Here is a 26,452-nt window from a genome sequence, read left to right as displayed (position 1 = left end):
TTGTTGCTATTTGAATCGTTTTAATAAAACAGAAATCGTTTTTTTATTTTTAACAAAAATAGAATTTAATATGGTATAAATGTTAAAAATAAATGGTTTCAAAATTAAGTGATAATGTGGCCCTATAAAATTTATGGTTGTTGTATTGAACTTCGATTTAAATTCAACTACACCTTTAGAACCGCCCATTGAAATATTATAACCATTATATCCCAATGCTATAGACTTTTTAATAAATTCCCAATGAATTAAATAACCCAATTTTAAATCAGGCTTTTGTTTCTTTGTTCCTCCAGAAATATAGGTCAGACAATTACCACAATCTACTGCAAATCCTGCTCCTTTTACTTCACCATCAACAATAACATAGAGTAAAAATGCCTTACGCTTTGTAACTAATCCTATAATTGTATTTTTAAAATCATCAAATTCACGAACACTATAATTTCCTTCAAGAGCATTATCCTCTATCGGTTGGTAGGCTTTCCGACATTCCTCTTCGGTAATAGCAAATTGAATTTTGGGATCACATTTATACGACAAATTGATGTTTCTTCTAACTTGAGCAGTAAATTGATTTAAGAGTTCATCCGATGAATTTACGGTTTTGAAATCAACCCAGTTAATCCCATAAGAACTGTAAACATGCTTAAATAGATTGCCTTGTTTTGCTTCAAGCTTTTGAGTTTTTATAAAATCGGATGAAAATGTCTTTGAATTAACCAATGCTTCATCAGAAACAGGCAAACTAAATTGAATATAACAACAGCCAATTTCTTTAGCATGGATTTGCATTTTATGAACTACTTCTTGAAAAACAGTTTCATTTTTGTGAAGAAAAACCGGACCATGAGGAATAATATAAAACTTAAAAAACAAGCTTTTTGCAATTACAGCACCAAAACCTCCAATAATTGTATCGTTTTCTACTACTAAAAAAACTTCATAATCAAAACCGTAGGAAGTATAGGACTTTAACCAATCAGTATATAACAAATGGCTGCCACAATCTTCCCTAAAGAGAAAGTCATCCCATTTTTCTAACCAATTGCTATCTCTAGTAAATAAAAATTCCATTAGTGTATCGTTCTTATTGCTAATGATGGGTTGTTTTTTAAATAGATATTTCCGTTATCATCTACCGAAATAATTGTTTGATTATAGGCCTCAAAATAGGAAATTAGCTCGGAAAGCGTTGGATTCCAAATTTTATTTTCGGTAATTTTTGAACCTAGATAATGAAAATTAGCCACCACTTCTTCATCAAATCTACCTTCAGAATGAAACATTTTCCCTGAATAGTGTTTCATGTCAACCGAAAAATAGGTATGTGCAATAAAAATCCCGGCTTCGTCAATCAACGAATCTATATTTTGCCGATGCAATGCTTTTTTAAAATCGACCAATTCTATGGTTTGAAAAACATAAAACTCTTTTTCAGCTATAGTGTGTTTAAATACTAATGGAGCATACTGAGCCACTTTAAAAGGTTTATTTTTTTCAGAATTCCAAAAGAAAATCACTTTAGAGACTGGTTTTAAAAGTGGAATAGCATTTTTTATCAAAGGCAAAATACTATTAAATTTTCGTTTAATAAGCACATTTTTGGTGTGGGTAATGGTATCAATATAATTCCGAACACGTTGTTCATCATTATCATAGTGAAAAATAATATTCTTAAATAACTGAACAATCCTTGTTTTAAAAGAGAAATTTTCTATTCCTTTCGAAAACGAATTTAAAGTAAAATGATTTGTATTTAATTGATTTAAAACACCTTTTGTCGCTGAACCAGAATCGATGTAGTTCCAAAGTGTATTAATTTTCTTTGAAAACAATTGATTCTCATAATCACTTTTATCGATACTGTTTTTTTTGAAAAGCGTAAAATTATAAGGTTGAAATCCGTGATCTATCCAAACGTTGCTATAAAATGGCGCTTCGAAATTTTCGAAATCCGAAAAGCTTTCTTCATCCGATTTTATAGATTGCGATAACGAATGATAACACAGTTCATGACCATCTAACTGCCATAAATTAAGTTCGTCTTTATCGTTCTGATAAGAGGCATTATCGCTTCTTTTAGAAAAATGATTTAAGAAAAAACCTTTAGTGACTTTAATATTACTTTCTTTGAAAAGCTGCCTTTGTAGTTTCAAATTTTGTGCAGTATCAAAATCACAATGATCCGTAAAACAGGCAGTTGCAGAAAATGGAATTTTGGAACGACTGATTTCTAATGCACCATTTTTAGAAAAAAGTAAAGTTGGATTTTCTATAAAAACAACTTGATTACTGGCTTGATAAATCCGTTTTTGAGCTGTCGTACCAACATATTCGGTTATGGGTTTAGAAAATTCTGGATTGAATTTCCATACTAATTGATACGGATTTTTTTTACTAATTTCCCAGATACCCTGATTGATATTGGCTTGAACATAATTTCCGTCTTCGAGTTTTATAATTTTTGGTGTAAACTCATTAGCTTTTAGGTCAACTTTTAGATCTTTCCAGGTATAATCGTGATCTCTAAAACCAATAATTTTAGCATTAAACACAATTTCAATAGCAAATGAATTCGCGTTTTCAGCAACTTTAGTACAATTAATAACCAATTTATTTTCGAGAACATTTAAGTTCCGAATTTCTTTATTTGTTTTTGAAAGAAGTGTTACTACAATCATGCTACTTGGTTCTTTTCCCTAATTGAATTAATTTTTTGGCATAAAAAACCGATTTATTAAACTGCAACAAACGATAAGGCAATTTTAATAATTTTAAAGGAATTGACCATTTTTTCCCTTTAAAAAGATACAATGCAAAATATTTATGTTTGTATTCAATCAACTGTTGCGGAGTGAATTGCTTGTGAATTTGGTACATAATGGTCGGGCTTGGTACAGGACGAATTCTTTTAACTGGAGTATCCAACTCCCAAGGTTGTGCTTTTCGTTTCTTACCCATAATTTTGGCTTGTGTTCCCCAAAATCGATAACCTCCTTGTGGTGGTTTTAAATGTAAATTTACCGAAAAAGGATTATGCAAAACGCTCACACCAATTTTAGTAAGTGAAATTCCAAAATCACTATCTTCACCATAACCTCCATCATAATTGATATCATTCCCAACTAATTGGGTAACATATTCTCTGCTAACGCAAGAATTAGCATTACTAAAACTCTGTGTTGCACCAACATACCACCTTTCATTCTCAATTTTCTCCAACCGTCTTGCTAAATCATCCAGATTTTGTTGCATATTTTCGGCCATAATATCCAGACCATTACAAGCTCCAGCATTATAAGTTTGAAGTAATCTAATATGATTTTCAAGAAAATTGGGTTGAATTCTAATATCATCATCGCCAAAAACAATATAATCACCACTACACAAATCGATAGCCTCGTTTCTAGCACGACAGCTTCCTTTGGTGGTTTGCCATTTGAAAATTACTTCAAATGGATAGTTAGTAGCATCATATAAACTTTCATCTCTACTATGTTCTGGTGTGGCATCAACAACAATTACTTGATTGGGAAGATAAGTTTGATTTTTTAAATCTTCCAATAAAGCCAATGTAAAATCTTGTCGCATCATCGTTGGAATGACATAACTTACTGCAGGCTTTCCTTGAATCTCGTTGAGTTTTCTTGGAGCAACAACAGGTAACTTTCCGCGTTTTTTGTAGTTTTTCTTGGCATAAAATAAGGCATTCCATTCGGATAATTTCCAAAAACCTTTGCGATAGAGCATAAAAAAGGAATGATCAATTTTATAATTTTTAATATAAAAAGTATACCTATCTTTTGCAGATATTGAAATTCTATCTACAACAGTATCTTTAAATAAGCCATTGACATACATTGGAATAGCAGCCGAATTTCTTAAAGCATTATAAGCAAAATCTAATGCTTGAAGTTGTTTGTTGGTATAATCAGAATCAAAACCGCCAAGTTGCTCCCAAACTGATTTTCGCACTGCAAAGCAATTTGAATTTAGTCGCCAACTAATACATTCATCGAGATTATCAAAATCGTTGATATACCAAAAAAACACTACCGTTTGATAAACGATATCTTGAAAAGCATTTTTATATCCTTGCTCAAAAGAACTATGCCAAATATCTCCATTACCAGCAATTAGCGTTTCCAACTTTTCAAAATCTGGAGTACCAACATATAGTACAACTTCACCAGTTTTAGATTTATACTCCTTAAAATCAATCATTAATAATTACTTATTATTTTTTTATAATATTCTAACGTTTTCAATGCAGTCACTTGAGTAGAAAAAGTTTTTAGTATGGTAATTCTTGCTCCTTTTTCTATCGAATTTTTCAGTTCTTTGTCACATAATAACTCTAGTATTCTGTTAGCAAATGTAGTATAATCTTTAGGATTAACTTTAAAGCCATTGTTACCGTTTTCAATAATTTCGTTACTCCAACCAATATCCGAGCCTACAATTGCTTTTTCTAATGCCATCGCTTCAAGCCATGAAACAGGCATCGCTTCTGCATAGGAAGGAAAAATACAAACGGTTGCTTTATTGATATAATCTTTAATTTCTTCGTACGGTTTCGAACCTAAAAATTTTACTTTATTTAGTGCTTCTTTACTAAATAAGGATTCCATCATTGCCTGAGTTGACGGGTTTCCGGAACTAATATCGGGCATGTCTTTGCCAATTAGTACTAACTCAGCGCCTGGCAATTGCTCATGAACAATATTGAAATAATGAGGAATTTCTAGCAATCCCTTTTTTCTAATAATGCCACCAAAATAAAGTATGATTTTGTCATCACTAGCAATAGTAGTTGGTGTAAATTTTTCAACATTAACTCCATTTGGAATAACGGTATAAGCTTTATCAATATGAAAGACTTGTTGCGTAATTTTTGCAGTAAAATCGCTTACCGAAATAATACCATCTGCTTTAACTAAAGCTCTTTTTTCATGAAATCGATTTTTGAATTTATTTTTTCTTCCATCAAGATAACAAAAATAGGCATCAGAACCATTCAGTCGAAGTACTATTGGCATTTTTAAATTAATAAAAGACGTTATTCCTTCCCAATCTGGAGCTTCTACAATATCAATTTTATTAGTCTTATTTACACTATTTATTTTTTCTTGAATTTTTTTTCGAGTCAAATACCACGAAAATCCTCTTAGATAAGCATTCTTAATTTTATAAATGGAAATTGTGCCATCAACTACAAAATCGTCTTTTTCTTGCGCATAGACAAATACACTTACGCTATGTCCCAAATGCGTTAATTCCTCGGCCAAATTTTTAATACTTGTACCAATTCCACCAACACTTTTGGCGTCTTTAAAGGGATAATGTGAGGTAATAAAAGCAATATGCATCTACTTCTTTTTATAATTAATGCGTTTTTTTATATCCTTTTTTACACTTCTAATCCATTTCTCTATTTTAGTAATCAAATAAAATCGGAATTCAAAAAAGGAAATTATCTTTCCTGAAAAACAATAGTTAACATCAAAATCGCGTTCATTATTGTTCGTAATCTTACTTACATTTTGAAGTATATTTTTAAAGGAATGCTTTTCATTTTCAGTGCAAATCATTAATAATTCATTAGTAATCAATTCTTTTTTACCAAGCAATCTCGCAAATATACCGAAATCAAACTGGTTTGTAAAAGTAGCTTTGTCTAATACTTTCGAAATTTTGAGCCAGCTACCTCTTCTATAAAAAATACTATATCTAGTTGAAGTGGCAATTTGATTTATAGCCACAGGTGATGGCACACAATTGTTTATAAAAATGAATCTTGATGATGCATCCAACTTGTCTTTATAATCCTCAAAATTATTCTGATTTAAAAAATTAAAATAGTGTTTTACATAGGATTCTAAAAGTGCATCTGGCTTTTTTAAAACTAATGCTACGTTAGAAAGATTGACTTTTTTATTAGCAAAATCATAAGCAATCCATCTATCAGGAAAATAGTCTTTATCGTCAAATGTATGTCGCTTTTCTTCCGAAAAATTATGCAACGGACGAATAATTTTTGAATCTTTTTTTTCTCCCAGCCAAGCACACCACCAAGAAAAAGTAGAATTACTTATTATAAAATCATCACATAAAGAAGCCAAAATTAACTGCTCAACAGCATTTAAAGAGTCACCAAAAAAAACATTCTCTAAGGATGAAAAATGATATTTACAATAATTGATATCATCGCTTAAAACCAAAATAGAACAATCCTTATAGTTCGGAAAATGATCTAATAATGCGTTCAAATAGAAATTAATTGGCAACTGAAAATAATCCTTATGATTAACAAAATCACCTCTTCGAATCGAAATTAAAATAGTTTTTTTGTCAAAATAGGATTGAAATTGTTGTCTAATTTCTGAAACTAATTCTTCTTTAAATTTAAAATATTCCTTAATAGTTGCTCTATCACCAAAGTATTTTTCCGATTGAAACCAACCTTCTAAATCGTAATTTTTAGCATCAAATTGAATCGGCTCATAATGATAATGTTTTTCATAAAAAGGATTAAAATTATCTTCTTTTAACACCGGCAAATCGTTTTCAAAATACGCAGCAAATTTCCAACTCGGAAAGGCAAACTCGTGATTATTAGTTTTGGCAATACCAATAACAGAAGCAATCTGAAAAAGCTGATTGCCTATATTTCCTTTTCTACCTAGTTTAGAAAATGTAATCATTCAGTCACTGCTATTAATTGAAAATGATTTTGAACCATCTTCTCTAGCGAGAAGTGCTCTTCAATCAAATTTCGTGTATTTACCTCAATCTTTTTAGTACCATTTACAAGTTCTTCAAGTAATTCTTTTAGAGCTTTTACATCCTTTGCTGGAAAAATAAATCCATTCATTGCATTGGTTATTACCTCTTCATTTCCACCTACATTAGTTGTAATTACAGGAACATTTGCAGCTAAACTTTCTAATATCGACAAACTAAAACACTCCATGTGTGTTGGTTGAAGCATATAATCATAATCGTGAAAAATATCCTTGAGATTGGATTTACTTCCTTTAAAATTAAAATTTTCTTCTAATTTTTTCTCTATTATTTTTTCTAATAGTGCTGCTTTATAAGGTCCATCACCGTAAATATCTATTGCAATTGTAGACTTTGTTCCCTCTGATAATAAAGCAACTGCATCAATTAAATCTTGTATTCCTTTAGATTTTCTTAAATGCGAAGCGACCAAGAAACTAGGATTATTAAAATTTCTATTGTTCCTTTTCAATATATCATCAATAAGAACACCATTGTAAATCGTTTGTGTCTTTGACTTTAAATGGTTTCCAAAATCGTTAAGAATTTCCTTTGTCGTATATTCTGAAACACCTATAAACTTAGAAATATATTTGGAGTAAAATATGCCTTTGATTCTTTTTGCAATCTTTTTCTTGAGTAGATAACCGTTTAATGGTCTTGGATTATGATCTACCGCAATAATTTTGGCACTAGATAATTGGCTTATTTTTTTAAAAACAGGTGCGCACAACTCTACAAAATGAGTTATAATAAAACTATAATTTTGCGTATTCCTTTCACAATAATGAGCAAAAAAAGTTTCTACATTTTGATAGTTACTTTCAATAATGTGAAGTTTAGAATAAGCACCATGATCTGATTTGTTTGGAAAAAACCACTCAACTTCAATAGAATGCTGTTTGCATTTTTCATCAAATAACCAAAAGAAATAGTCCATTCCACCTACTCGTGTTGGCAGTAATTCATAATTACATAAAACGGCTATTTTCTTAGAGTTTATATCCATTTTACTAGTGTTTCGGCTATACGTTTTCCTGTATTTGGTAAAGATTTACTAACTTGTAATTGCAATAATTGTTTTCTATTTTGGGAATCTAAATTAGGATTTTCTAGATATAAATTAATTGCAGCAATCAATTCCTCTTGATTTTTTACAATTTTTGTAGCACTGCTTTTAACAACATTTTCAATATGAGCATAGTTTAAAAAACGTTGATCGTTGTATAATCCGTTTTCAGTGTTACCAAAAACGGTATTGATTACGGGTTTATCAAATTGAATAAAATCCAAACTCATAGTAGACAACATGTTGATATTCAAATCAGAAAACTCTAGTAGACTTCTTAAATCTTTCACGTCCTCAACAGATGGAATACGTTGTGACCAAACCTCTTGATGGCCTTCACGTGATAAATCCCATTTTGGATAGTTCCATTTGATAAATGAAAATCGCTCGACAAAAGAAGCAAAACGTATTGGATCTTCAGCTGGTGATGTTCTCACAATTAAGTTTACATTTTGTATTTTTTCTTCCAATAGAGCATTGGCAATGGCTTCAATATACAATTCATCATTTTTACTAGTTGAAATATCACCACAACTAAAACAAATGGTTTTTAAAGAGCCATCTAAATTGAATTTTAATAAAAATTCTTCTTTAGAAACTTTATATCTATCCAAAACATAAGGTTCAAATTGTGGCGTTCCTACGACTTGTATTCTTTCTTTTTTAACAGATGTGTAAAACTGTTGTAGTTCGGTTTTCATCAAATCGCTCCATACCAAATAGTAATCAAAGTTAGCTGCCATTCTACCTTTAGAAGCTAAATTATCCCATGAAAAAATAAAGGAAGCTGTTTTAATTTTTAGCTGTTCTGCTTGATAAGCCAATGGCGCAATAAAGGGTGGACGTTGGTGTGTAAAAAATAGTAAATCAAACTTTTCATTCTCTAAAATAGTTTTGTAATTTACAACTATTGGATTATTTCTAAATGTTTTTTGTTGCCAAAAATTAAAGAGTTGAATCCATTTTTCTGAATGGAAAACCGAAGTTAATTTAAAAATTAATCGCGTGGCATAACCTCTTGTTGTTTTAGATTTAGAATCATTAGCGCGTAAATTATCTTGAATTCCGAAATTATCTTTTTTATGAAGTTGCAAGTGAGCTACTTCTTTGGCCTTTCTAAAAAACCAAGTTGAAAATGTTTCTTCAAAAACCTCCAACTCAATTATTCTAGAATTAGTTACATAACCACTATATACTTCTTTAGGCAAACAAGACAGAATAACAACCTCATCAAATGTTCTTTCAGCTTCCACCAAAAAATCACTCAAAATAAAGTTTCGAAAACCTACTCCATCGGTAATAACTACACCTAATTTTTTCATTTGTAACCAATAACTTTCTTTATTCTATTCTTTATTATTTTTTTTTGTCGCTTCAATTCGAAGTTAATTTTGGCTTTAAGTTCATATAGACATCCATAAATTTTAAGCTTCCAAAAACGATTTGCTAATTTAAACTCATTTTCATCATGTGATATCCACCTTTGTGGAAAATAATCAGATTCATCATTTATTTTTGAATACGCACCATCAAAAATCTTAATTGGTCTAATTATTTTTGTTTCTTTTTTTTCACCGAACCAAGCTATCCACCAAGAGAAAGTTGAATTACTGATGATGTAATGATCAAATTTAGAACCCAAACACAATTGCTCAATTGGCTTTAAATTTTCTAGAAAAAAAACATTGGGCAAAAATGAAAAGTGCTTTTTACAATAGGATATCGAATCGCTCGTAAAAATAATATTATATTCTTGAAGATTGTTAAATTGATGTAATAATGCGGTTAAATAAAATTTATAGGATAGCTGAAAATAGTTGGGGTTATTTACAAAATCACCTCTGCGAACTGTTACTAAAATGGTCTTTTTAGAGAATAAATAATTGTACTTTACTAAAAGTTTATTTTCAAAATCTGATTTAAATTGAAATATACTTTTACTTTTTGATGGAGAAAAATAACGTTCTGTTTGCAGCCATCCATTCAAATCATAATTTCCATCTGAAACTTCCCAATCATGATAGTTAAAAGAATTTTCTTTTACAGAGATCCAGTTTTCAACAGTTGAGCATTCATTGAATTGGAATTCAAAATATTCGCTATAATCCCAAAATGGAAAGCAATAATCCTGGTGGTTTTTTTCGGCAATACCAATTGTCGAAGCAATTTGAAATAACTGATTGCCTAGATTTCCTTTCTTTCCAAGATTTGAATATGTAATCATTAGATCGAGTCTCTAAATTGCTTTTGATGATTGATCTCCCAAATATCCTTATTTTCAATGGCATTAGCAAATAATTGTGTACTATTTCCGTCACCAAAAGTAGAATCAATTCTTTGAATTTTATGACTATCAATATTTTTTAAAGCATTCAAAATACTTTCCTTGGTGTAATCTACATTCACAATATCGGCATTAACAGCTCGATTTTGCTGACGTGATCCAATATTTATAATCGGAATTCCATAATAAGGTGCTTCTCTAATTCCGGCACTACTATTTCCTAGTATGAACTGGGCATTTTTGAGTAAGGTTAGAAAATATTCGAAACGTAAAGAAGGAAAAATTCTAAATCGTTTATTATCTTTTAATTTTAAATATTCATCTATGATAAACTGACTTCCTAAATCATTGTTGGGGTAAATAACTACATAATTATGAGTATCATTTTGTAAAGCAGCGACAAAATTTTCGGCATAATGATTCATCTCATTAGCTTCGGTGGTAACTGGATGAAAGAGAACGATTGCAAAATATTGAAAATCAATTTCATAATATTTTTTGACAGTTGCTAAATTAGGCAAATCGTCAGAAAACATAATATCAATATCGGGCGAACCTATTGTGAAAATTGAAGTTTCCATTTCACCCATTTGAACCAAACGTTTTGCAGCTTCCTCATTAGAAACAAAGTGAATATGACTCAATTTAGAAACACTATGACGAATCAATTCATCTACTGTTCCCGATAATTCACCGCCTTCAATATGTGCTACCAATATGTTGTTTAACGAACCTACAATTGCTCCAGCCAAGGTTTCTACTCTATCGCCATGAACCAAAATCAAATCGGGTTGTGCTTTTTTACAATATGCCGACAGTCCTTCAATGGTTTTAGCTAGTGTCAAGTCCATCGTAGTTTCGTGGGTATGATTTTCGAAAGTATGAACGTTTTTAAAATTACAGCGTTCAATTTCTATCAAGGTGTATCCGTATTCTTTTTGCAAATGCATTCCAGTAACAAAAACATGGACTTCAAAATTGGAACTTCCATCTGCAATTGAAATCAGTGACTTTATCTTACCGAAATCGGCACGAGTACCAGTTAGAAAGAGTAATTTTTTCTTATCATTTTTCATTAGAAACTTCGTTTTGGATAATATTTATCTCGCAACTGCAAAAAATATTTCTCGATGTAGTAAGTCATAAAAAAACCAATCAAAATAGTTATGGCTAACTGCAAAAATAAGAGTAAATAATAATTAATATCAAAAATAACTGTTTTTAAAACCAGAATATGAATAATATAGATAGAATAAGAACAGTAGCCTATTTTACTAATTAAATCTACCAATGGAGCGCTGAAAAAAGTATTCAACAATTTATTTATATTTTTAGACAATAAAAATGAAACTAAGATAATTCCGAATGCAATATATAGGAAAGAGAAACCAAAAGTTCGTACCCAATATGAATCAGAAAAATCATAAAATGGTGTCACCAATAAAACTAAAAATGCTATTACGTAAAGCTTCAATCTGTGAGTATCATAAAATTTCTGTAATGCACTAAATTTAAAGTTACACCAATAGGCTATTAATACACCCGCAAATAAAGAATCTATTCTTAAATGAGTCATTGTATATTTAAACACATCATTATCAACACTATAATTTGTAAAAATTCGTAGTATAAGTGTAGAAATTAAAATGACATAAATGATTTTTGACAAACCGATTTTAACATTCCTATTATAAATAAAATATAAAATAAATACTAGAAGAAGGTAAAAATGTTCTTCAATAGCTAACGACCAACTAGAAACATAAGCAAAGCCAAAACCAACAATATAATTTTGTAAAAAAATTAAATCAGCTAGTACAAGTTTTAATTGTCCCTTTTCAAGTGGTAGTTTGTAGTAAAGATAAATTAAATAAGAAATATAATAAATTGGATAAATTTTAAAACCACGTCTAATTAAGAATAAGCTTGGTTTTATATTGCCAAATTTTATGTATTCTTTAAATAACAAATTTGAAACCAAAAACCCACTCAAAACAAAAAATAAGTCTACACCAATCCAACCCATTTTAGCTAAATAGGAAATCAAATATTTATGCCTAAAAAAAACAAGCAATATTGCAATTCCTCTTAAAAAATCTAATTCACGAAGTCTATTATTAGCTAAAGTCATTAAAATCTAATTGTTCGTCATGTTTAATAGTTCTCGTTGCCACTTTCCCAAGTAAATCATTAAAATGTTCGGCTAAAATTTTTCCTGTCCCTGGGCGTTTTACCCAAATGTTTTCTTTAGTAAATTTCTCGCCTTTCTCGATTTTGGCAATACTGCAAACAGTCGCAAAAGCAAAATCTATAGTAACTTGTTCTTCTTTGGCTGGTTCTTTCGTTCCGCCACGCATTTGCCACATTTCATTAGAAGATACAATCAATTCTGCTGTAGTTTTTTCGTCCATACTGCACACAATATCTGGACCAGTTCGTTGCATATGATCGGTAAAATGACGTTCCAAAATACTCGCACCCAGAGCAACAGCACCAAGACAAGCATTGTTATTCAAAGTGTGATCAGATAATCCAAAAACTTTATCAGGAAAAGCTTCGTGTAACTGGGTCATGGCGCCAAAGCGCACCAAATGAATTGGCGTTGGGTACAAATTGGTAGTGTGCAACAAAGCTACGGGAATGCGGTGTTTATCAAAAATGGCAACCGCCTTTCTTACACTTTCAATCGTATTCATTCCAGTGCTTAAAATTACAGGTTTTCCAAAAGAACAGATGTGTTCCAAAAGCGGATAATTATTGCATTCTCCCGAACCAATTTTGTACGCAGGAATATCAAATTTTCGTAATCGTTCGGCTGCAGCACGAGAAAAAGGCGTAGAAATAAAAATCATTCCGTTACTTTCTACGTAGTTTTTTAGCTCTAATTCGTCGGCTTCGCTAAGAGAACAACGTTCCATAATTTCATAAATAGAAACATCAGCATTGCCTGGAATTACTTTCTTGGCAGCACCACTCATTTCGTCTTCAACAATATGGGTTTGATGTTTTACAACCTCAACTCCAGCACGTTTTGCAGCATCAACCATTTGCTTGGCAACAGCCAAAGAACCTTCATGATTAATACCAATTTCGGCAATAACTAAAGGTGGAAAATCCGGTCCAATTTTTCTTCCTACAATTTCTATATACGGGTTCATAACTTCAATTTAAAAAAATACTAATCACTAATCACTAATCACTATTCACTCTTTGATCTCCCATCTCCCATCTCCCATCTCCCATCTTCAAACTTCCATCTCCCATCTACTTAACACTTAACAACCGTCACTTCGAGTGTTTTTTATAAAATAGCGACCAAGCTATTTTATAAAAAATGTATCGAGAACTTAGAAGCACCAATCGCATCTTCACCACATCTCTTCTTCCATCTTCCATCTTCAAACTCCCATCTTCAAACTCCCATCTTCAATAAAAGATACTCCGCATAATTAAAATCGTCTTGCGTATCAATATCAACATTGGCAAAAATATGATTTACTAGGTAAGGAAACGCATTTTCGGTAATTATTTTATTGTCAAGAATTGCTTTTGATTTAGTAATATAAAGTAATCCGTTTTCAAAATAAAGTGGTTCTAAATCTTGACTTCGCTGGCCAATTTCATAATTGAACGGAACAAATTTATCGTTGCTAATTTTCCCTAATTTATGATGATTTCGTGAAACTGTAAACAAACTATCCGAATTGCTGTCTACAAATTTTTCAAAACATTGCTTCAATAGATTTTGTGGTCGCAACGGATTGGTTGGTTGTAATAAAACTACATTTTCGACTTCATTTATTGATTGTAAAACGTGTTGTAATGTTGTAATTGTTGGTTCTAAATCGCCCGAAATTGCTTCTGGTCTATCTATAACTTTTGCTCCAAATTGTAATGCAATTTCTTTGATTTTTTCATCATCGGTAGAAACATAAATTTCATCAATAATTTCGTTATTGGCTTGAGCAAATAAAATACTGTGCACCAACAATGGATAATTCCCTAACAAAAGACTATTTTTATTAGGCAAACGTTTCGATCCGCCACGAGCCGGAATTATTGCTATTGTTTTATTTTTCATTTTCGGGTTTCCAATAAAGTTGTGTTGGCGGTAATTTTAATAACGCTTGATATTCATTATTTGTCAATCGGTTACTTTGCTTCAGCAATTTAGGAAAATTAAGAATAACATCAAATAGTGCTTGAATAATTCCGATTGTTGCCTTAAAATCGCCTTTGAAAGTTTTTGTTTTTATTTGAATCCATAAGGTATAAAGCAGCTTTTTAGGAATAACCGAAAACGGATAAAACATAAAATACAAATACCAACCCGATCGAAAACTTCTTCTTAATCGAAGTTGATAATCTTGATTTTTTTTTCTAGCAAAAACATCAACTCGGTGATGCACTAAAACAGAGGGCAAATAATGAATTTCAATATTTTTTTTAAATAATTGGTAACCTGCAAAATCTTCTTCGCCATAAAAAATAAACCAATCAGGATAATTTGGAATTGATTTCCATGATTCCATTTTCCAGGCATGACCACAACCTACAAATCCTTTAACTCGAGCAGGTTGCTCTACTGTATCTGTTGAAGAAGGTGAATTTTTACCCCAAAAAATTCTGAAACTGACTACACCACAATTTGAATTTGATATGAAATAATTCTCTATTTCTTCTAATGGATTATCTGATAAAAAATGAGCATCATCATCTAGTGAAATGGCATATTTTGCAGTAGTTTTACCTAATAACAGATTTCTACTAAAAATTAAACCTTTTGAAATTTCGTTTCTAAAAACTATAATTTTCGGATAATTTTCTTTGATAAAATCAAATGTTCCATCTGTAGAACCATCGTCACAAATACTGCATTCTACATCTTCTCTTTCTAACAAATAATTGATCTTATCTAATGTAAAAATTAAATCTTGTAGTCTGTTTTTGGTGGTTATTAAAATCGAAAACTGTACCTTTCTATCTTCCATCTTAATAGTTTTTTGTCATCGATTTTGGTAATTTCTTCCATTGGTAAAAATACTTCAAACAGAAGGAATTTAAAACCAGTTTCTTAAAAACTTTATTTTTGATTATGTAACTAAAACTACTGAATTTTGAATTTGTTTGAAAACCATTTGGCACTTCAATTTGTGAAGAATTTTCTATTTTATTTGAATCTAAAATCATCCATTCTTCAAGTGTATTTCCTAAATGATAGGCAAAATTATCATTTGTGGTAACTCGCCAATAATCTTTTTTAAGTGGTAAATCATCTAAATAATGTTCGCTAGTTCCGCCCATTTTATAAGGAATGTTACTTAAAATTTCACTAAAAATATCCTTTTTGTAAGTTGCAACAAAATGACCCGAACCAACAACCACTTTTAAGTTTTTGGTAACTTCCATTCCTAAAATATAGTCTAAATAATTTGGATTATAGTCGTGTTTCCAACCAATGCTATCATAAAAAGAAATCAGTGCTTGCTTGTTTTTTACAGGAATAAATTTGACTTTGGACGAAAAAAAAGTATCAAAAAGCAAGTTGGACGAATTGACTTTGTGCATGTTAAATTGCGGAACAATTCCGACTACACCTACTTTTGGAATCTCATTAAAAATTGTTATTGTTTCCTTTTGCCAACCTTGTAGAAACATAACATCCGAATCGGAAATCGTTACTAGTTCGATATTGTTTCCAGCTAATCCTTTTAGAATAGCATTAAGTTTTCCTATATTTTCAGTATGAATTACTTCATGAATTTTTTTGTCATTATGAAGTTCGTCTATGTAATTTTTAATTTCAGAGCAACTTCCGTTATTTACAATTGTTATAAAGGTTTTATTGTGAACCGTATTGAAAACCGATTGCAAACACAATTTTAAAATAGCAAAGCTGTCCTTAAAATAACCATCAAAATGAGGTATAAAAACAGGAATTATAATCTGATGTAAATGATCAGATTTTTCTATAAATTGGTCTTTAAGTGGATTGTTACCTATTCGCATTTGCTATAAATGATTGTATAAATCTACAATTTTTGGTTGAATTTTAGTGTAGTCTAATCGCTGCTTAGCAATTTCTGTATTGATTATGGCCGCTTGAGCAATTCGACTTTTGTCGTTTATTGCTGCTACTATTAAACTTTCAATATTTTTTATATCATTAGGATCGTTTATCAATAAACCATTCTTTTCGCGTTCAATAATTTCAGCAGTTGCATTTCCCGGATTGGATTGGATTGGAAAAGCATTCATGATCATTGCCTCTAGTAACGTATTGGGCATTCCGTCTGAAATATTGTTTCCAATGTAGATCATTGATTTTCCCATCAACTTAATTAACTCTAATTGCGACAACTCAGTTCTATGAAAAATATTAAATGGCAAATTTTTCTCTTTTATATAATCGATGACTTCTTGATGCGCACCAAAAACTACAACTTCAAAATTGGCAAGATGTTCTAAACTATTTTCTAATGCTTTAATTACGTTTAAAGCTCTGCCAAAAATATGCTGATAGCCTTTAATTAAAATGATATTTCTATCTAGAACTGGCGTTTTATATTGTTCTAATTCTTTTAAATCGTAACCACTTCCTCCAGGAATTACTCCTATATGTTTGCCTTTAAATTCAAGTTCTTTTGCTAGACTATAATCTCTTTCACAATCGGTGTGAAGGTAATCAACTCTTTTTAAAACAGCTTTAATTTTCTGCAAATGGCTTTTAAAATTTTTGAAATAAAACAAATCATTTCCCCAGCAAGAATACATCCATTTTAGGTTTGGAAACTTATTCATTGCTTTTACTATTGGATACGAACAAGATTGCATTTCGAAACTATGAATTACATCGGGTTGAATTTCGTTGATTATTTTTTCTAGATATTCGTTTTCTGTAACCTCAAAGAGATGCTTGATTTTAGCGTAAGTATCTGGAAACTTTTTAGAAAATTTATATTCACCTTTAAAAGTGGGTAACTTTCTTTGTTTCCAATCCACAAATTGAGTAATGTTTTGTAGCGAATCAATTGTACCTTTGTTGGTAACATCAAACCAAAACAATTCATTATTTGTGTTTTTCAAGTTCTCCATCCAGCGAATGGCATGAATGGATGGCATTGAAATAAATAAAATTTTCATGGCTTGATTAATTTATATCCTTTGTTGAAAACACTAAAAAAAGTAAATCCAAAAACAGTTTTTAAAGCATCTTTGAATTGTAAATTTTTGAATTGTAAATTTACAGTTTTTAATAACAAATAGTATTTTTTTGGATGTTTTTGGAGTAAAGCTTCTTTCAAAAAGTACTTACATCGATTACGATAAAATAAAGTAACCATAGATTTATTGAAATTACTGTTACTCGATAATATATTCAGCATTTTTTCTCTAGCATAAATCTCAGATTGAATTTCTTCAAAATTAAATTTCCTAATTTCTTGAGAAAGTGAATTTTCATGAAATTGGTATTGTATTAGTGCTTTATCAAGATAAACGATTTTAGGATTTTGCAATACCATTCGCATATTAAAATCCCAATCGTCAAGATTTCGTAGTTTTTCATCAAAAAGTAAATCCTGTTTTTCAAGAAACAATCTGTTCCAAAATGGACCAGATACATAGTAAGAAATTCTTCCTGTAAAATAATCTTCTATAATTTGATTGGACTCAATGATATTCTCTCTAATTTTTCTTTTTGTCAATAAATCTACAATTTCAAGTTTTGCAACAACTACATCAACATCATCTGAAAATCTTGCTACCATTGTTTGAAAAGCATCGGGTATATATAAATCATCACTATCAAACCAATTTATGATGCTTCCTTTGGATTTAGAAAAACCAAAATTTCGGCATGAGTTTGGCCCTTTTGGAAAGGTGCTCGGCCTTTTATAATAGAAAATTGAAGGATTATTTTTAGAATAAGAAGCAATAATTTCTTCAGTGTTATCGGTACTTCCATCATCAACAATAATACACTCCCAATTGATATAAGATTGTGCCATTATGCTTGCAATAGTGTCACCAATAATTAGTGCGCGATTGTAGGTAGGAATTATTATTGAGATTAATGGATTAATCATACTAAGTAATTAATTATTAAGTAATATGTTTTTAGTTTTTGTTGAAAAAAAATAATAACCTTTAGTATTCAAGAAGTATTTGTTTAAAATCTTAATAAAGTGTAGTAAATAATATTCCTTTTTACTCAAGCTAATTTCTTTACTAAATAATTTTATTGTTTTATTTACTGATTCAATATTCACTTCTTGCTGAACGTAAGCGCGAATTTGATTAAATAACTTTTCAATTAATTTAATTCTATTTTCATGCTTTACTTCATCATTTAATACAACAAAAACAGTCGAGTAATATTCGAATAGAGCATCAACTAGATTTTGTTTCCCTTTCAAATTGTTGTATTTATTTATGCTATCCGCATCAAATCTATAGAAGCAATCTGTGTAATCGATTGATAAATAATTTGGTTTAAGTTGATGTAATAGTCTTAGATGGAATTCATCATCTTGGAAATTTTGTATTCTCTCGTTAAATTCAATTCTATTTTTAATGAAAGTAGTTTTATAAATTGGTCTACATACATTCCAAGGTAAAGTATCGGAAAAAATAAAATTATTTATTGTACATTTTAAATTAAAATTGATAATTTTACGATGCTCGTAAATTTGAGGTTTTGTATCATAATCAAAAATTCCCATTGAAAAAACCAACATATCATATTGCGAATTTTTACTAAACTCAGTAACTCTATTTTCTAAACAATTTTCTTTCAATAGATCATCACTATCAAAAAACATCAAAAATTTACCAGTTACTTTCTCAATCCCATAATTTCGACATGAATTTGCTCCTTTTAATTTATCATTTGGTCGAATAAATATTTTAAATCTTGAATCGTCTTTTTCAAACTTTCTTAACAATAACAAAGAAGCATCTGTTGATTGATCATCAACAACAATACATTCCCAATTAGTATAGGTTTGATTTTTAATACTAATAAGAGTTTCGTCCAATAACTTTTCACGGTTAAATGTTGGGATAACAATTGAAACGATTGGATGCATTAATTAATTTTTATAGGCATGAATCATACCTGAGTTAGGTCCTAAATTTCTTGAGAAACAATTAAAATTTGCTTTTTTAAGAGCTTCCTCAATTACTGACGATCCTTTATCATGCCATTCTATCATAAAGATATCAACATTGTTTAAAACACCACTTTTTGTTAGATTTTCAAATATTTCATATTCTGCACCTTCACAATCCATTTTGACTACAATTTTCTCGACTTTATTTTCATTTTTTATTTGAGTAATAATTTCAGATGTATCACGAATTGAAACTTCAACTTCAATAAAATTATTTGAATTTGCAGCATAACTTGGACTTAACAAACCTCTAACTCCAGTATTTCCTTTCATTTCTTTATTAAAAATAAATATTTCTGATCTATTATTTTTACCCAACCCAAAATTATTTAATTGCTCAACTTTATTAATTTTTTCATTTAAAGAAAGATTATTTTTTGCTTGTTGATAGGTTTCTGAAACTGGCTCGAAAGAGTAAATTTTATCAACGAAGGGTAATCTTGAAAAGAATAATGAAGAAATTCCTATATTAGCTCCAATATCAATCACAATACATTTTTCTGTTGAAATAAAATTATAATCATATTCAACAAAAACTTCACTTATAATAAAAATTTCTTCAGGACTTTCGACAAATATTGAAACATCGGAAAACGAAAAAATAAATCCGTTTAAATGGTTTTTAATTTTCAAATCTGGATAAAAACTATCAATCTTTTTCACATAGACTCTTGCTCGATATAACAAGTTTGAATTTTCAATGATTTTAAACTTAGACAAATATACCATTTCCTTATCTAAAGTATGTTGCCTGTTTTCTATCTTATAACCAAGTTTATTTATAAGTCTATAAATATATTTTTTCATCTTAAATTAAATTTACTGGTATTTTATATTGAAGTCAATTAACAATTTACTCTGACCTTCAGGAACTTTCGAACCTATTTTAAAATAATTTCCTTCTTCAACTACAAAAGAAAATGCATTTTCAATTAAATCTGAATCTTCATTATTCACTCCTAAATAAACTGTTACAAAGAAAACACCTCTCTCAAAAGGATTTTTATCGAAATAAACAATTATTTTATTTGTATTTAAAATTACTACATTATCTTTTAGAGAAGTACTTACCCATGCCAAACGCTGACCAAAGTTATCATCAATTCTCATATCAAATCGCACATCACTTGATGATAGATTTAGTGGATTTTCAATCTCAAATTCCAGCGTCATTTTATCTCCTGTAACTGGGTTTAAAGTTTCATCTTTACCATAAACTTTAACACTTTTAAAAATAACTTTTCTATTCCCAGATCTTTGTTTAATATCAATAAGACGCTGATTAATCATATCACCTTGCAGATAATGAGTTATTGCATCATCAGTAGTTCCAGAGAACAAAACCTTTCCATTTTCTAAAACAATCCCTTTATTACACAAGCTCTTTACCGCCGCCATATTATGACTCACAAACAGTACCGTTCTACCTTCGCCCTTTGAAATATCGCCCATTTTTCCAAGGCATTTCTTCTGAAATTCAGCATCACCTACGGCAAGAACCTCATCTACAATAAGAATTTCGCTTTCTAAATGTGCTGCTACTGCAAATGCCAGCCGCACGTACATTCCAGACGAATAACGTTTTACAGGCGTATCGATGTAACGTTCTACTCCAGAAAAATCTATTATTTCATCTAGTTTTCTAGTGATTTCTTTTTTACGCATACCAAGGATAGCACCGTTAAGGTAGATATTTTCTCGTCCTGATAATTCTGGATGAAAACCTGTTCCTACTTCTAGTAAACTAGCAATTCGACCTTTTACTTTTATAGAACCTGTTGTTGGACTTGTTACGCGTGATAATAATTTTAAAAGTGTGCTTTTACCAGCTCCATTCTTTCCTATAATTCCTACTGCATCACCTTGATTAATGTCGAAATTAATGTCTTTTAATGACCACACGATATCACTCTCACCTTTAATACTTCTATCATTGGTTTCTCCAATTTTAAGAAACGGATCTTCCTTTCCTAAAATTTTAGTTTTCCAAAACCGATCTACATCACGCGATAATGTACCCGTACCAATTTGCCCAATTTGATAGGCTTTGGATATATTCTCGACTTTTATTACTGGTGTCATTCTAATTTGTCTGTATTACTAATAGTTGTATTTATTGAAAAAGTATAAATTACTCTTTGTAAGCATAAATATTTATTGCCAAATCATATTTTTCGCAAACAAGTCCTTTGTTCACAAATGGTCTTCCACGTGAAAAAGATTCTTTAAGATGGTATCTAAAATTTTGTTTTTTTAAAATCGATAAAATATCATCTAAATGTTGTTCTTCATTATAAAAACTGTGATATTCTAAAAAGATATGTTTTATATTAGAAAGTTCATCAACGCAATCAACCAACACTTCATATTCTGCACCTTCAATATCCATTTTTAGCATCTCGATTGGTTGTTTTAGAAAATCTTTAAGTCGAAGCGCTTGAACTTTTATCGGAGTTTGATCAATGTAGGCTACTCCAACTCTACCGCCCATATTTTTATCGGTGTAAAAGGTAAGTTCTTCCTCTTTGCTCCAAACTGCATTTTTGTGAAGGGTAACATTAGTCAACTTCTGATCAACAATATTTTTCTCAAGAAATGGTAAAACGGATTGATCTGGCTCGAATGCTATAATTTTTGAATTGGGAAATAATTTTGAAAAATACAAAACACTTAAGCCCATGTTAGCCCCACAATCTATAATTAATGGCTTTGGATTATCTGATCTGAATTCATAAATATTTTTTTCAAACAGCTCTTTGTAAGTTGTGTAAAAAGCTGAACCAATATGATAATGAAAATTTTTATCGAATAAAGTAATTGTTCCTTCTAATGAATTATTAGAATCGATAAGCTTTCTTCTAAATGGCGAAAACCAAAAACGATAACGTAAGTAGTTGTAAAGAGCTACAATTATTTTTTTCATATCAGTCTTAATTGATTCATTAGCGAGTAGTAGATTACATTATATGGTATCAACAAAGTTTTTCTCTGTCTTATTAAAAATAATAACTCCAATAACTAAAATTAATAAAGTTATTAGTGCTGAATATCCTAGGCTTAATAAATTAAATTCGCCTGTTCCGATAAAAGCATATCGAAAAGTCTCAATAATCCCAGTCATGGGATTTAATTCTACCAAAGTGGCGTATCCCTTTTCTCTAGCGTAACTCAATGGATAAATTACTGGCGTGGCATACATTAACAATTGTACTCCAAAAGTTACTAAAAAAGTTAAATCTCTATATTTTGTGGTCATAGCTGTAATGATTAATCCTAATCCCAAACCTAATAATGCCATTAAAATTACCAAAAATGGAAATAACACTAAAGCAGATGTCACATGAAAACTACTACCTTTCATAGGGAAAATATAAAAATAGGTCATCATGCAAAGTAATAATGATAATTGCACTCCAAAACGCACTAGATTACTCACCACAATACTTAAAGGCATAATTAATCTTGGAAAATATACCTTACCAAAAATACTGGCATTATCCTTAAAAACAGTACTTGTTTTAGTAAGACAGTCAGAAAAATAGGCCCAAGAAGTTATTCCAGTTAAATAGAAAAGATATTTTGGCGCACCATCGGTACTTATACCTGCGAGGTTTCCGAACACAAATGAAAAAACGATAGTTGTAAAAATGGGCTGGATAAAAAACCAAAGTGGTCCTAAGATAGTTTGCTTATAGAAGCTCACAAAGTCTCTTTTTACAAACATGACCAATAAATCTCGGTAATTCCAAAGTTCGCCAAGTCGTAGATCAAAAAGTGACGAACGTCCTTTTATGACTAAATCCCAATCTTGATCTTCCTGCTTTTGCATCGGTAGAATGAATGATTTTATTTAAATTATTTGAAAACAAATATACTACTTTACTATAATTTCCGTTAGATTTCTTCATTATAATTATTAATTGTTACTTTGAAAAAAAATTACCGTGAATTTCTTTAAAAAAGCCAAACCAATCTTGAAGGAATTAATTCCTTCTAACTACATTGACATTCATTCCCATCTATTGCCTGGCATTGACGATGGCGCCAAAAACATAGATGACACCAAGATGTTGTATGGAAAAATGAAACAAATGGGTTTTTCTAAATGCATAACTACGCCGCACATCATGAGCGGTATTTGGGAAAACACCTATGAGTCAATTACAAATACTTTAAACACTACAGTTCCCGAATTACCAGAGGAAAATAGGCATTTCAAAGCAGCAGCAGAATACATGATGGATTCGGAATTCAGTAAATTATTTCAGTCTGAAAAACTACTTACGTTAAAGGAGAATTATGTATTAGTAGAAATGTCCTATATCAATCCACCAATTCAATTATATGAAATTCTATTTGATTTAAGAATAGCCGGATACCAACCAGTTTTAGCGCATCCAGAACGCTATTTATTTTATCATAAGTCATTTAACGAATACCAAAAACTTATTCATTCGGGTTGCTTGTTTCAGTTAAACTTGCTTTCAACTGTAGGCTATTACGGAAAAGAAGTGGCTAAAATTGCCGATACTTTACTTCAAAAAAAGATGTATTCGTTTTCGGGCTCCGACATTCACCACTCTAAACATATAGAAAGTTTTAGTTCCAGACTTATAATATCAGAATCTAAAGAATTAGAAGCACTACTGGAAAAAAATCAGTTTTTCGATTTCTAAATAGAACTACTTTCAACAAAAAAACTCCATTCTACAATTCATGTAAAATGGAGTTTTTTTTATTTATTTATTAGAATTTTAGATTCCAAAAAGGCTTTTATACCAAGGTTTTTTAGTTTCGTTCTCGTTGCCATACCCATAGCCATAGCCGTAGCCATAACCTTTGTTGGTTAATTTAGTATCATTAAGAACCATCGACATATTAGGCAGTTTCTTCTCATTATAGAACATTTCTGGAATACGCAACATACGACGATCTAAATAGTTAGCTCTTACAACATAAATAAATGCATCTGCATTATTAGCAACCAGAATAGTATCAGTTACCAAACTCACTGGTGCCGTATCAACAATAATATAATCGTAACGCGACTTTAATTCGTCAAACATTTTGGTGATGCGATCATCCATCAACAACTCCACTGGATTCGGAGGAATAATTCCAGACGACAATACATCAAAATTCTTATAATTTTTTAATGGAGTAATCAAACTGTCTAAATCAACTTCTTTTCCTGACAAATAATTGGTTACACCTTTAGGATTAATTGGTAAATATTCGGCCAATTTTGGATTTCGAACATCCAATCCAATTAATAGTACTTTTTTACCTGATAACGCAATAGTACCTGCAACATTTACAGACACAAAAGTTTTTCCTTCTCCAGGAATAGTAGAGGTAACAAATATAGTTTTAGCTTTTCCTGGCGCCACTTTAGACAACATAAACTCTAAATTGGTACGAACAATTCTAATTGCTTCAGCAGAGCTCGAACGACTATTAGTATTCATCATTTCTTCATGAGACTCCGAGCGTGGTATGTCACCTAAGAAAGGTATTTGAAGGCGTTTGTCTAATTCAAGACGCGTTTTAATTTTGGTGTTTAACAAGTCCTTAATGTAAATAACAATAAAAGGAAGTAATAGTCCAAAAACGAATGCCATTAAAAAAACACTAGCTCTTTTAGGACTAACAGGTATGTTAGAAGCCTCAGCAACGTCAATAACTTTAGCATTATTTTCGGTAGCGGCTAAGCTTAAAGCTGTTTCTTCTCTTTTTTGTAAAAGGTATAAATACAATTCCTCTTTTACTTTTTGTTGACGATCAATAACACGGAACTTGCGTTCAAGAGTTGGAACTGCTTTCTTTTTACCAGATAATAGATTATCTTGGTTATTTAAATTGCGACGTTTAATCTCTAAATTGGATTGTAATCGCATTAAGCTTTGAGAAACATTGACCTTTAAGGATTTTATTTGTTGGTCCAAATTAGCAACAACTGGGTTTAGATTAGTCGCGCCTTTAGAAACACGATTACGGTCTAAAACAAGTTTATTGTATTGTTCAATTAATCCATTAGCATCTGATTCGCCGGTAATCAAATTAGCAGGAATCAAATCAGTAGTAGTACTGTTCTTAAAAAAATTGATAATAGAGGCTATTACATTTTGTTGAATTTGGGTATCAATGATACTTTTTTCATACATCGATGAATTCTCTAAGTACATTACTGATTCTGAAGGTATGTCAGTTAGATTATTAGATTTTTTGAAAGATTCAACATCTTTTTCTACAACTGTAAGCTCTTCGGTTATTAGCTGAAGACGATTAGCAATAAAATCAGAAGTTTTTTCTGAAACCAAATTTTTATCAGCAATAGCGTCATTATTATATAAAGTAACAAGGGCATTTAAAAAATCTTCAGCACGTTGCGGTACAGGATCTTGAAAAGTTAATTGCAATACCGAAGTGTTTTTTCCCACTAATGCTACCGAAAGTCCTCGAGTATACTTAGGAACAACTCTATGAACTGGATAGATAATACATACTAAAGAAAATTCATTAGAACGTTTGCTACTTTCTATCCTTGGATTTTTGACAACAGTTAGTTTACCATCTTCAAGTGAAATAGTTTGATTGTAATTAAAAGTACCCATACTTTTTCCATCACTTCCAAACAAATTAAACTTTGTAGATGATATACCTTCTATTTTAACTGTTTTTGTTCTAATTTTTCCTTCATCAATGGTAGTTGTAAAGTCAATTATAACATCGGCTTCTTTGTAAACTTCGCCAGTTTTAACAATTCCTTCTCTTATGTAAGTATAATTTAATCGCAAATCTTTAATTGTTTTCTTAATTAAAGTTCTAGATTTTAAAATTTCAATTTCATTATCAACATTAGATTTCGATTTACCCAATAATCCAATTTCAGATAATCCTGAAAACTCAGAAGCAAGTCCGCCTTTTTTATCGTCTTTCACCAACACTGTAGTTGACGCACTGTAAATAGGAGTAGTATATCGTAAATAAACATACCCTAATACAAAAGATAATAGAACTGAAAAAACAAACCACCGCCAATAAAAGAGATATTTATCTAACTCTTCTCGGATGCTAAAATCGGGTGTAAAATTATCTTGCGTAGTACCTGATTCGTCGTTATAAATAGTATTTTTCATT

Annotated in this window: 23 protein-coding genes; 1 reads left to right on the top strand and 22 read right to left on the bottom strand. The window is 30.5% G+C overall.

Going from position 1 to position 26,452, the window contains the following annotated elements; all coding sequences use genetic code 11:
- Positions 1-6: 6 nt before the first annotated feature.
- The 21 genes from LG45_RS07365 to LG45_RS07265 all read right to left on the bottom strand — a co-directional run bounded on the left by LG45_RS07365 (position 7) and on the right by LG45_RS07265 (position 23,141).
- Positions 7-1,077: a lipid II:glycine glycyltransferase FemX gene (locus LG45_RS07365; RefSeq protein ID WP_035125780.1), complete on the bottom strand. Its 1,071-nt coding sequence runs from the start codon at positions 1,075-1,077 to the stop codon at positions 7-9.
- Positions 1,077-2,684: a hypothetical protein gene (locus LG45_RS07360; protein WP_035125778.1), complete on the bottom strand. Its 1,608-nt coding sequence runs from the start codon at positions 2,682-2,684 to the stop codon at positions 1,077-1,079. Before LG45_RS07360 ends, LG45_RS07365 begins: the two co-directional genes overlap by 1 nt.
- A 1-nt stretch (position 2,685) precedes the next feature.
- Positions 2,686-4,227, bottom strand: coding sequence for a glycosyltransferase family 2 protein (locus LG45_RS07355; RefSeq protein WP_035125776.1), 1,542 nt, complete (start codon positions 4,225-4,227; stop codon positions 2,686-2,688).
- Positions 4,227-5,372: a glycosyltransferase family 4 protein gene (locus LG45_RS07350; protein ID WP_035125774.1), complete on the bottom strand. Its 1,146-nt coding sequence runs from the start codon at positions 5,370-5,372 to the stop codon at positions 4,227-4,229. The genes LG45_RS07355 and LG45_RS07350 overlap by 1 nt, the downstream gene beginning before the upstream one ends.
- Positions 5,373-6,707, bottom strand: a complete 1,335-nt coding sequence (locus tag LG45_RS07345) for an alpha-1,2-fucosyltransferase (RefSeq protein WP_035125773.1) — start codon at positions 6,705-6,707, stop codon at positions 5,373-5,375.
- The gene (locus tag LG45_RS07340; RefSeq protein ID WP_035125771.1) at positions 6,704-7,795 is read right to left on the bottom strand and encodes a glycosyltransferase family 4 protein; all 1,092 of its coding nucleotides are present in this window, start codon (positions 7,793-7,795) and stop codon (positions 6,704-6,706) included. The genes LG45_RS07345 and LG45_RS07340 overlap by 4 nt, the downstream gene beginning before the upstream one ends.
- Positions 7,786-9,177 carry a hypothetical protein gene (locus LG45_RS07335; protein ID WP_035125769.1) on the bottom strand — a complete coding sequence of 464 codons (1,392 nt, stop codon included), beginning with the start codon at positions 9,175-9,177 and terminating at the stop codon, positions 7,786-7,788. Before LG45_RS07335 ends, LG45_RS07340 begins: the two co-directional genes overlap by 10 nt.
- Positions 9,174-10,079, bottom strand: coding sequence for an alpha-1,2-fucosyltransferase (locus LG45_RS07330; protein ID WP_035125768.1), 906 nt, complete (start codon positions 10,077-10,079; stop codon positions 9,174-9,176). Before LG45_RS07330 ends, LG45_RS07335 begins: the two co-directional genes overlap by 4 nt.
- On the bottom strand, positions 10,079-11,215 hold the full coding sequence (gene neuC, locus LG45_RS07325; RefSeq protein WP_035125766.1) for a UDP-N-acetylglucosamine 2-epimerase: 1,137 nt from the start codon (positions 11,213-11,215) through the stop codon (positions 10,079-10,081). Before neuC ends, LG45_RS07330 begins: the two co-directional genes overlap by 1 nt.
- Complete coding sequence (locus LG45_RS07320) at positions 11,215-12,270, bottom strand: acyltransferase family protein (protein ID WP_035125765.1); 1,056 nt, start codon at positions 12,268-12,270, stop codon at positions 11,215-11,217. Before LG45_RS07320 ends, neuC begins: the two co-directional genes overlap by 1 nt.
- Entirely contained in the window at positions 12,257-13,297 is a 1,041-nt protein-coding gene (locus LG45_RS07315; RefSeq protein ID WP_035125763.1) for an N-acetylneuraminate synthase family protein, read from the bottom strand. The genes LG45_RS07320 and LG45_RS07315 overlap by 14 nt, the downstream gene beginning before the upstream one ends.
- Before the next feature lie 254 nt (positions 13,298-13,551).
- Complete coding sequence (locus LG45_RS07310; protein WP_035125762.1) at positions 13,552-14,220, bottom strand: acylneuraminate cytidylyltransferase family protein; 669 nt, start codon at positions 14,218-14,220, stop codon at positions 13,552-13,554.
- Complete coding sequence (locus LG45_RS07305) at positions 14,210-15,130, bottom strand: glycosyltransferase family 2 protein (RefSeq protein ID WP_035125761.1); 921 nt, start codon at positions 15,128-15,130, stop codon at positions 14,210-14,212. Before LG45_RS07305 ends, LG45_RS07310 begins: the two co-directional genes overlap by 11 nt.
- Position 15,131: 1 nt before the next feature.
- Entirely contained in the window at positions 15,132-16,148 is a 1,017-nt protein-coding gene (locus LG45_RS07300; protein ID WP_035125759.1) for a glycosyltransferase, read from the bottom strand.
- Positions 16,149-16,151: 3 nt separating this feature from the next.
- Positions 16,152-17,282 (bottom strand): glycosyltransferase, encoded by a 1,131-nt coding sequence (locus LG45_RS07295; protein ID WP_035125758.1) that lies wholly within the window; start codon positions 17,280-17,282, stop codon positions 16,152-16,154.
- Entirely contained in the window at positions 17,279-18,226 is a 948-nt protein-coding gene (locus tag LG45_RS16070) for a glycosyltransferase family 2 protein (RefSeq protein ID WP_052087519.1), read from the bottom strand. The genes LG45_RS07295 and LG45_RS16070 overlap by 4 nt, the downstream gene beginning before the upstream one ends.
- A 9-nt stretch (positions 18,227-18,235) precedes the next feature.
- Positions 18,236-19,228: a glycosyltransferase family 2 protein gene (locus LG45_RS16065; protein ID WP_052087518.1), complete on the bottom strand. Its 993-nt coding sequence runs from the start codon at positions 19,226-19,228 to the stop codon at positions 18,236-18,238.
- A gap of 3 nt (positions 19,229-19,231) precedes the next feature.
- Positions 19,232-20,119, bottom strand: coding sequence for an FkbM family methyltransferase (locus LG45_RS07280; protein WP_035125756.1), 888 nt, complete (start codon positions 20,117-20,119; stop codon positions 19,232-19,234).
- Positions 20,120-20,131: 12 nt separating this feature from the next.
- Positions 20,132-21,394: an ABC transporter ATP-binding protein gene (locus LG45_RS07275; protein ID WP_035125754.1), complete on the bottom strand. Its 1,263-nt coding sequence runs from the start codon at positions 21,392-21,394 to the stop codon at positions 20,132-20,134.
- Between the two features lie 49 nt (positions 21,395-21,443).
- Positions 21,444-22,235 carry an FkbM family methyltransferase gene (locus LG45_RS07270; protein WP_052087517.1) on the bottom strand — a complete coding sequence of 264 codons (792 nt, stop codon included), beginning with the start codon at positions 22,233-22,235 and terminating at the stop codon, positions 21,444-21,446.
- Positions 22,236-22,274: 39 nt separating this feature from the next.
- Positions 22,275-23,141, bottom strand: a complete 867-nt coding sequence (locus LG45_RS07265) for an ABC transporter permease (RefSeq protein WP_035125753.1) — start codon at positions 23,139-23,141, stop codon at positions 22,275-22,277.
- A 115-nt stretch (positions 23,142-23,256) separates the two neighbouring features.
- Between LG45_RS07265 and LG45_RS07260 the strand changes: the two genes are divergently transcribed.
- Positions 23,257-23,988, top strand: coding sequence for a tyrosine-protein phosphatase (locus tag LG45_RS07260; RefSeq protein ID WP_035125751.1), 732 nt, complete (start codon positions 23,257-23,259; stop codon positions 23,986-23,988).
- A gap of 78 nt (positions 23,989-24,066) precedes the next feature.
- On the opposite strand, the gene LG45_RS07255 is transcribed toward LG45_RS07260, so the two are convergent.
- Positions 24,067-26,451, bottom strand: coding sequence for a GumC family protein (locus tag LG45_RS07255; protein WP_035125750.1), 2,385 nt, complete (start codon positions 26,449-26,451; stop codon positions 24,067-24,069).
- Position 26,452: the final 1 nt, after the last annotated feature.

It is taken from the genome of Flavobacterium aquatile LMG 4008 = ATCC 11947 (genome assembly GCF_000757385.1).
GTDB lineage: Bacteria > Bacteroidota > Bacteroidia > Flavobacteriales > Flavobacteriaceae > Flavobacterium > Flavobacterium aquatile.
The sequence above is the reverse complement of the archived record's forward strand: the minus strand, read 5'-3'. Positions and strand labels throughout refer to the sequence as shown.

Excerpts from the sequence above, each read along its gene's own strand:
- LG45_RS07365 (WP_035125780.1), bottom strand. The coding sequence starts at position 1,077 with ATGGAATTTTTATTTACTAGAGATAGCAATTGGTTAGAAAAATGGGAT.
- LG45_RS07360 (WP_035125778.1), bottom strand. The coding sequence starts at position 2,684 with ATGATTGTAGTAACACTTCTTTCAAAAACAAATAAAGAAATTCGGAAC.
- LG45_RS07355 (WP_035125776.1), bottom strand. The coding sequence starts at position 4,227 with ATGATTGATTTTAAGGAGTATAAATCTAAAACTGGTGAAGTTGTACTA.
- LG45_RS07350 (WP_035125774.1), bottom strand. The coding sequence starts at position 5,372 with ATGCATATTGCTTTTATTACCTCACATTATCCCTTTAAAGACGCCAAA.
- LG45_RS07345 (WP_035125773.1), bottom strand. The coding sequence starts at position 6,707 with ATGATTACATTTTCTAAACTAGGTAGAAAAGGAAATATAGGCAATCAG.
- LG45_RS07340 (WP_035125771.1), bottom strand. The coding sequence starts at position 7,795 with ATGGATATAAACTCTAAGAAAATAGCCGTTTTATGTAATTATGAATTA.
- LG45_RS07335 (WP_035125769.1), bottom strand. The coding sequence starts at position 9,177 with ATGAAAAAATTAGGTGTAGTTATTACCGATGGAGTAGGTTTTCGAAAC.
- LG45_RS07330 (WP_035125768.1), bottom strand. The coding sequence starts at position 10,079 with ATGATTACATATTCAAATCTTGGAAAGAAAGGAAATCTAGGCAATCAG.
- neuC (WP_035125766.1), bottom strand. The coding sequence starts at position 11,215 with ATGAAAAATGATAAGAAAAAATTACTCTTTCTAACTGGTACTCGTGCC.
- LG45_RS07320 (WP_035125765.1), bottom strand. The coding sequence starts at position 12,270 with ATGACTTTAGCTAATAATAGACTTCGTGAATTAGATTTTTTAAGAGGA.
- LG45_RS07315 (WP_035125763.1), bottom strand. The coding sequence starts at position 13,297 with ATGAACCCGTATATAGAAATTGTAGGAAGAAAAATTGGACCGGATTTT.
- LG45_RS07310 (WP_035125762.1), bottom strand. The coding sequence starts at position 14,220 with ATGAAAAATAAAACAATAGCAATAATTCCGGCTCGTGGCGGATCGAAA.
- LG45_RS07305 (WP_035125761.1), bottom strand. The coding sequence starts at position 15,130 with ATGGAAGATAGAAAGGTACAGTTTTCGATTTTAATAACCACCAAAAAC.
- LG45_RS07300 (WP_035125759.1), bottom strand. The coding sequence starts at position 16,148 with ATGCGAATAGGTAACAATCCACTTAAAGACCAATTTATAGAAAAATCT.
- LG45_RS07295 (WP_035125758.1), bottom strand. The coding sequence starts at position 17,282 with ATGAAAATTTTATTTATTTCAATGCCATCCATTCATGCCATTCGCTGG.
- LG45_RS16070 (WP_052087519.1), bottom strand. The coding sequence starts at position 18,226 with ATGATTAATCCATTAATCTCAATAATAATTCCTACCTACAATCGCGCA.
- LG45_RS16065 (WP_052087518.1), bottom strand. The coding sequence starts at position 19,228 with ATGCATCCAATCGTTTCAATTGTTATCCCAACATTTAACCGTGAAAAG.
- LG45_RS07280 (WP_035125756.1), bottom strand. The coding sequence starts at position 20,119 with ATGAAAAAATATATTTATAGACTTATAAATAAACTTGGTTATAAGATA.
- LG45_RS07275 (WP_035125754.1), bottom strand. The coding sequence starts at position 21,394 with ATGACACCAGTAATAAAAGTCGAGAATATATCCAAAGCCTATCAAATT.
- LG45_RS07270 (WP_052087517.1), bottom strand. The coding sequence starts at position 22,235 with ATGAAAAAAATAATTGTAGCTCTTTACAACTACTTACGTTATCGTTTT.
- LG45_RS07265 (WP_035125753.1), bottom strand. The coding sequence starts at position 23,141 with ATGCAAAAGCAGGAAGATCAAGATTGGGATTTAGTCATAAAAGGACGT.
- LG45_RS07255 (WP_035125750.1), bottom strand. The coding sequence starts at position 26,451 with ATGAAAAATACTATTTATAACGACGAATCAGGTACTACGCAAGATAAT.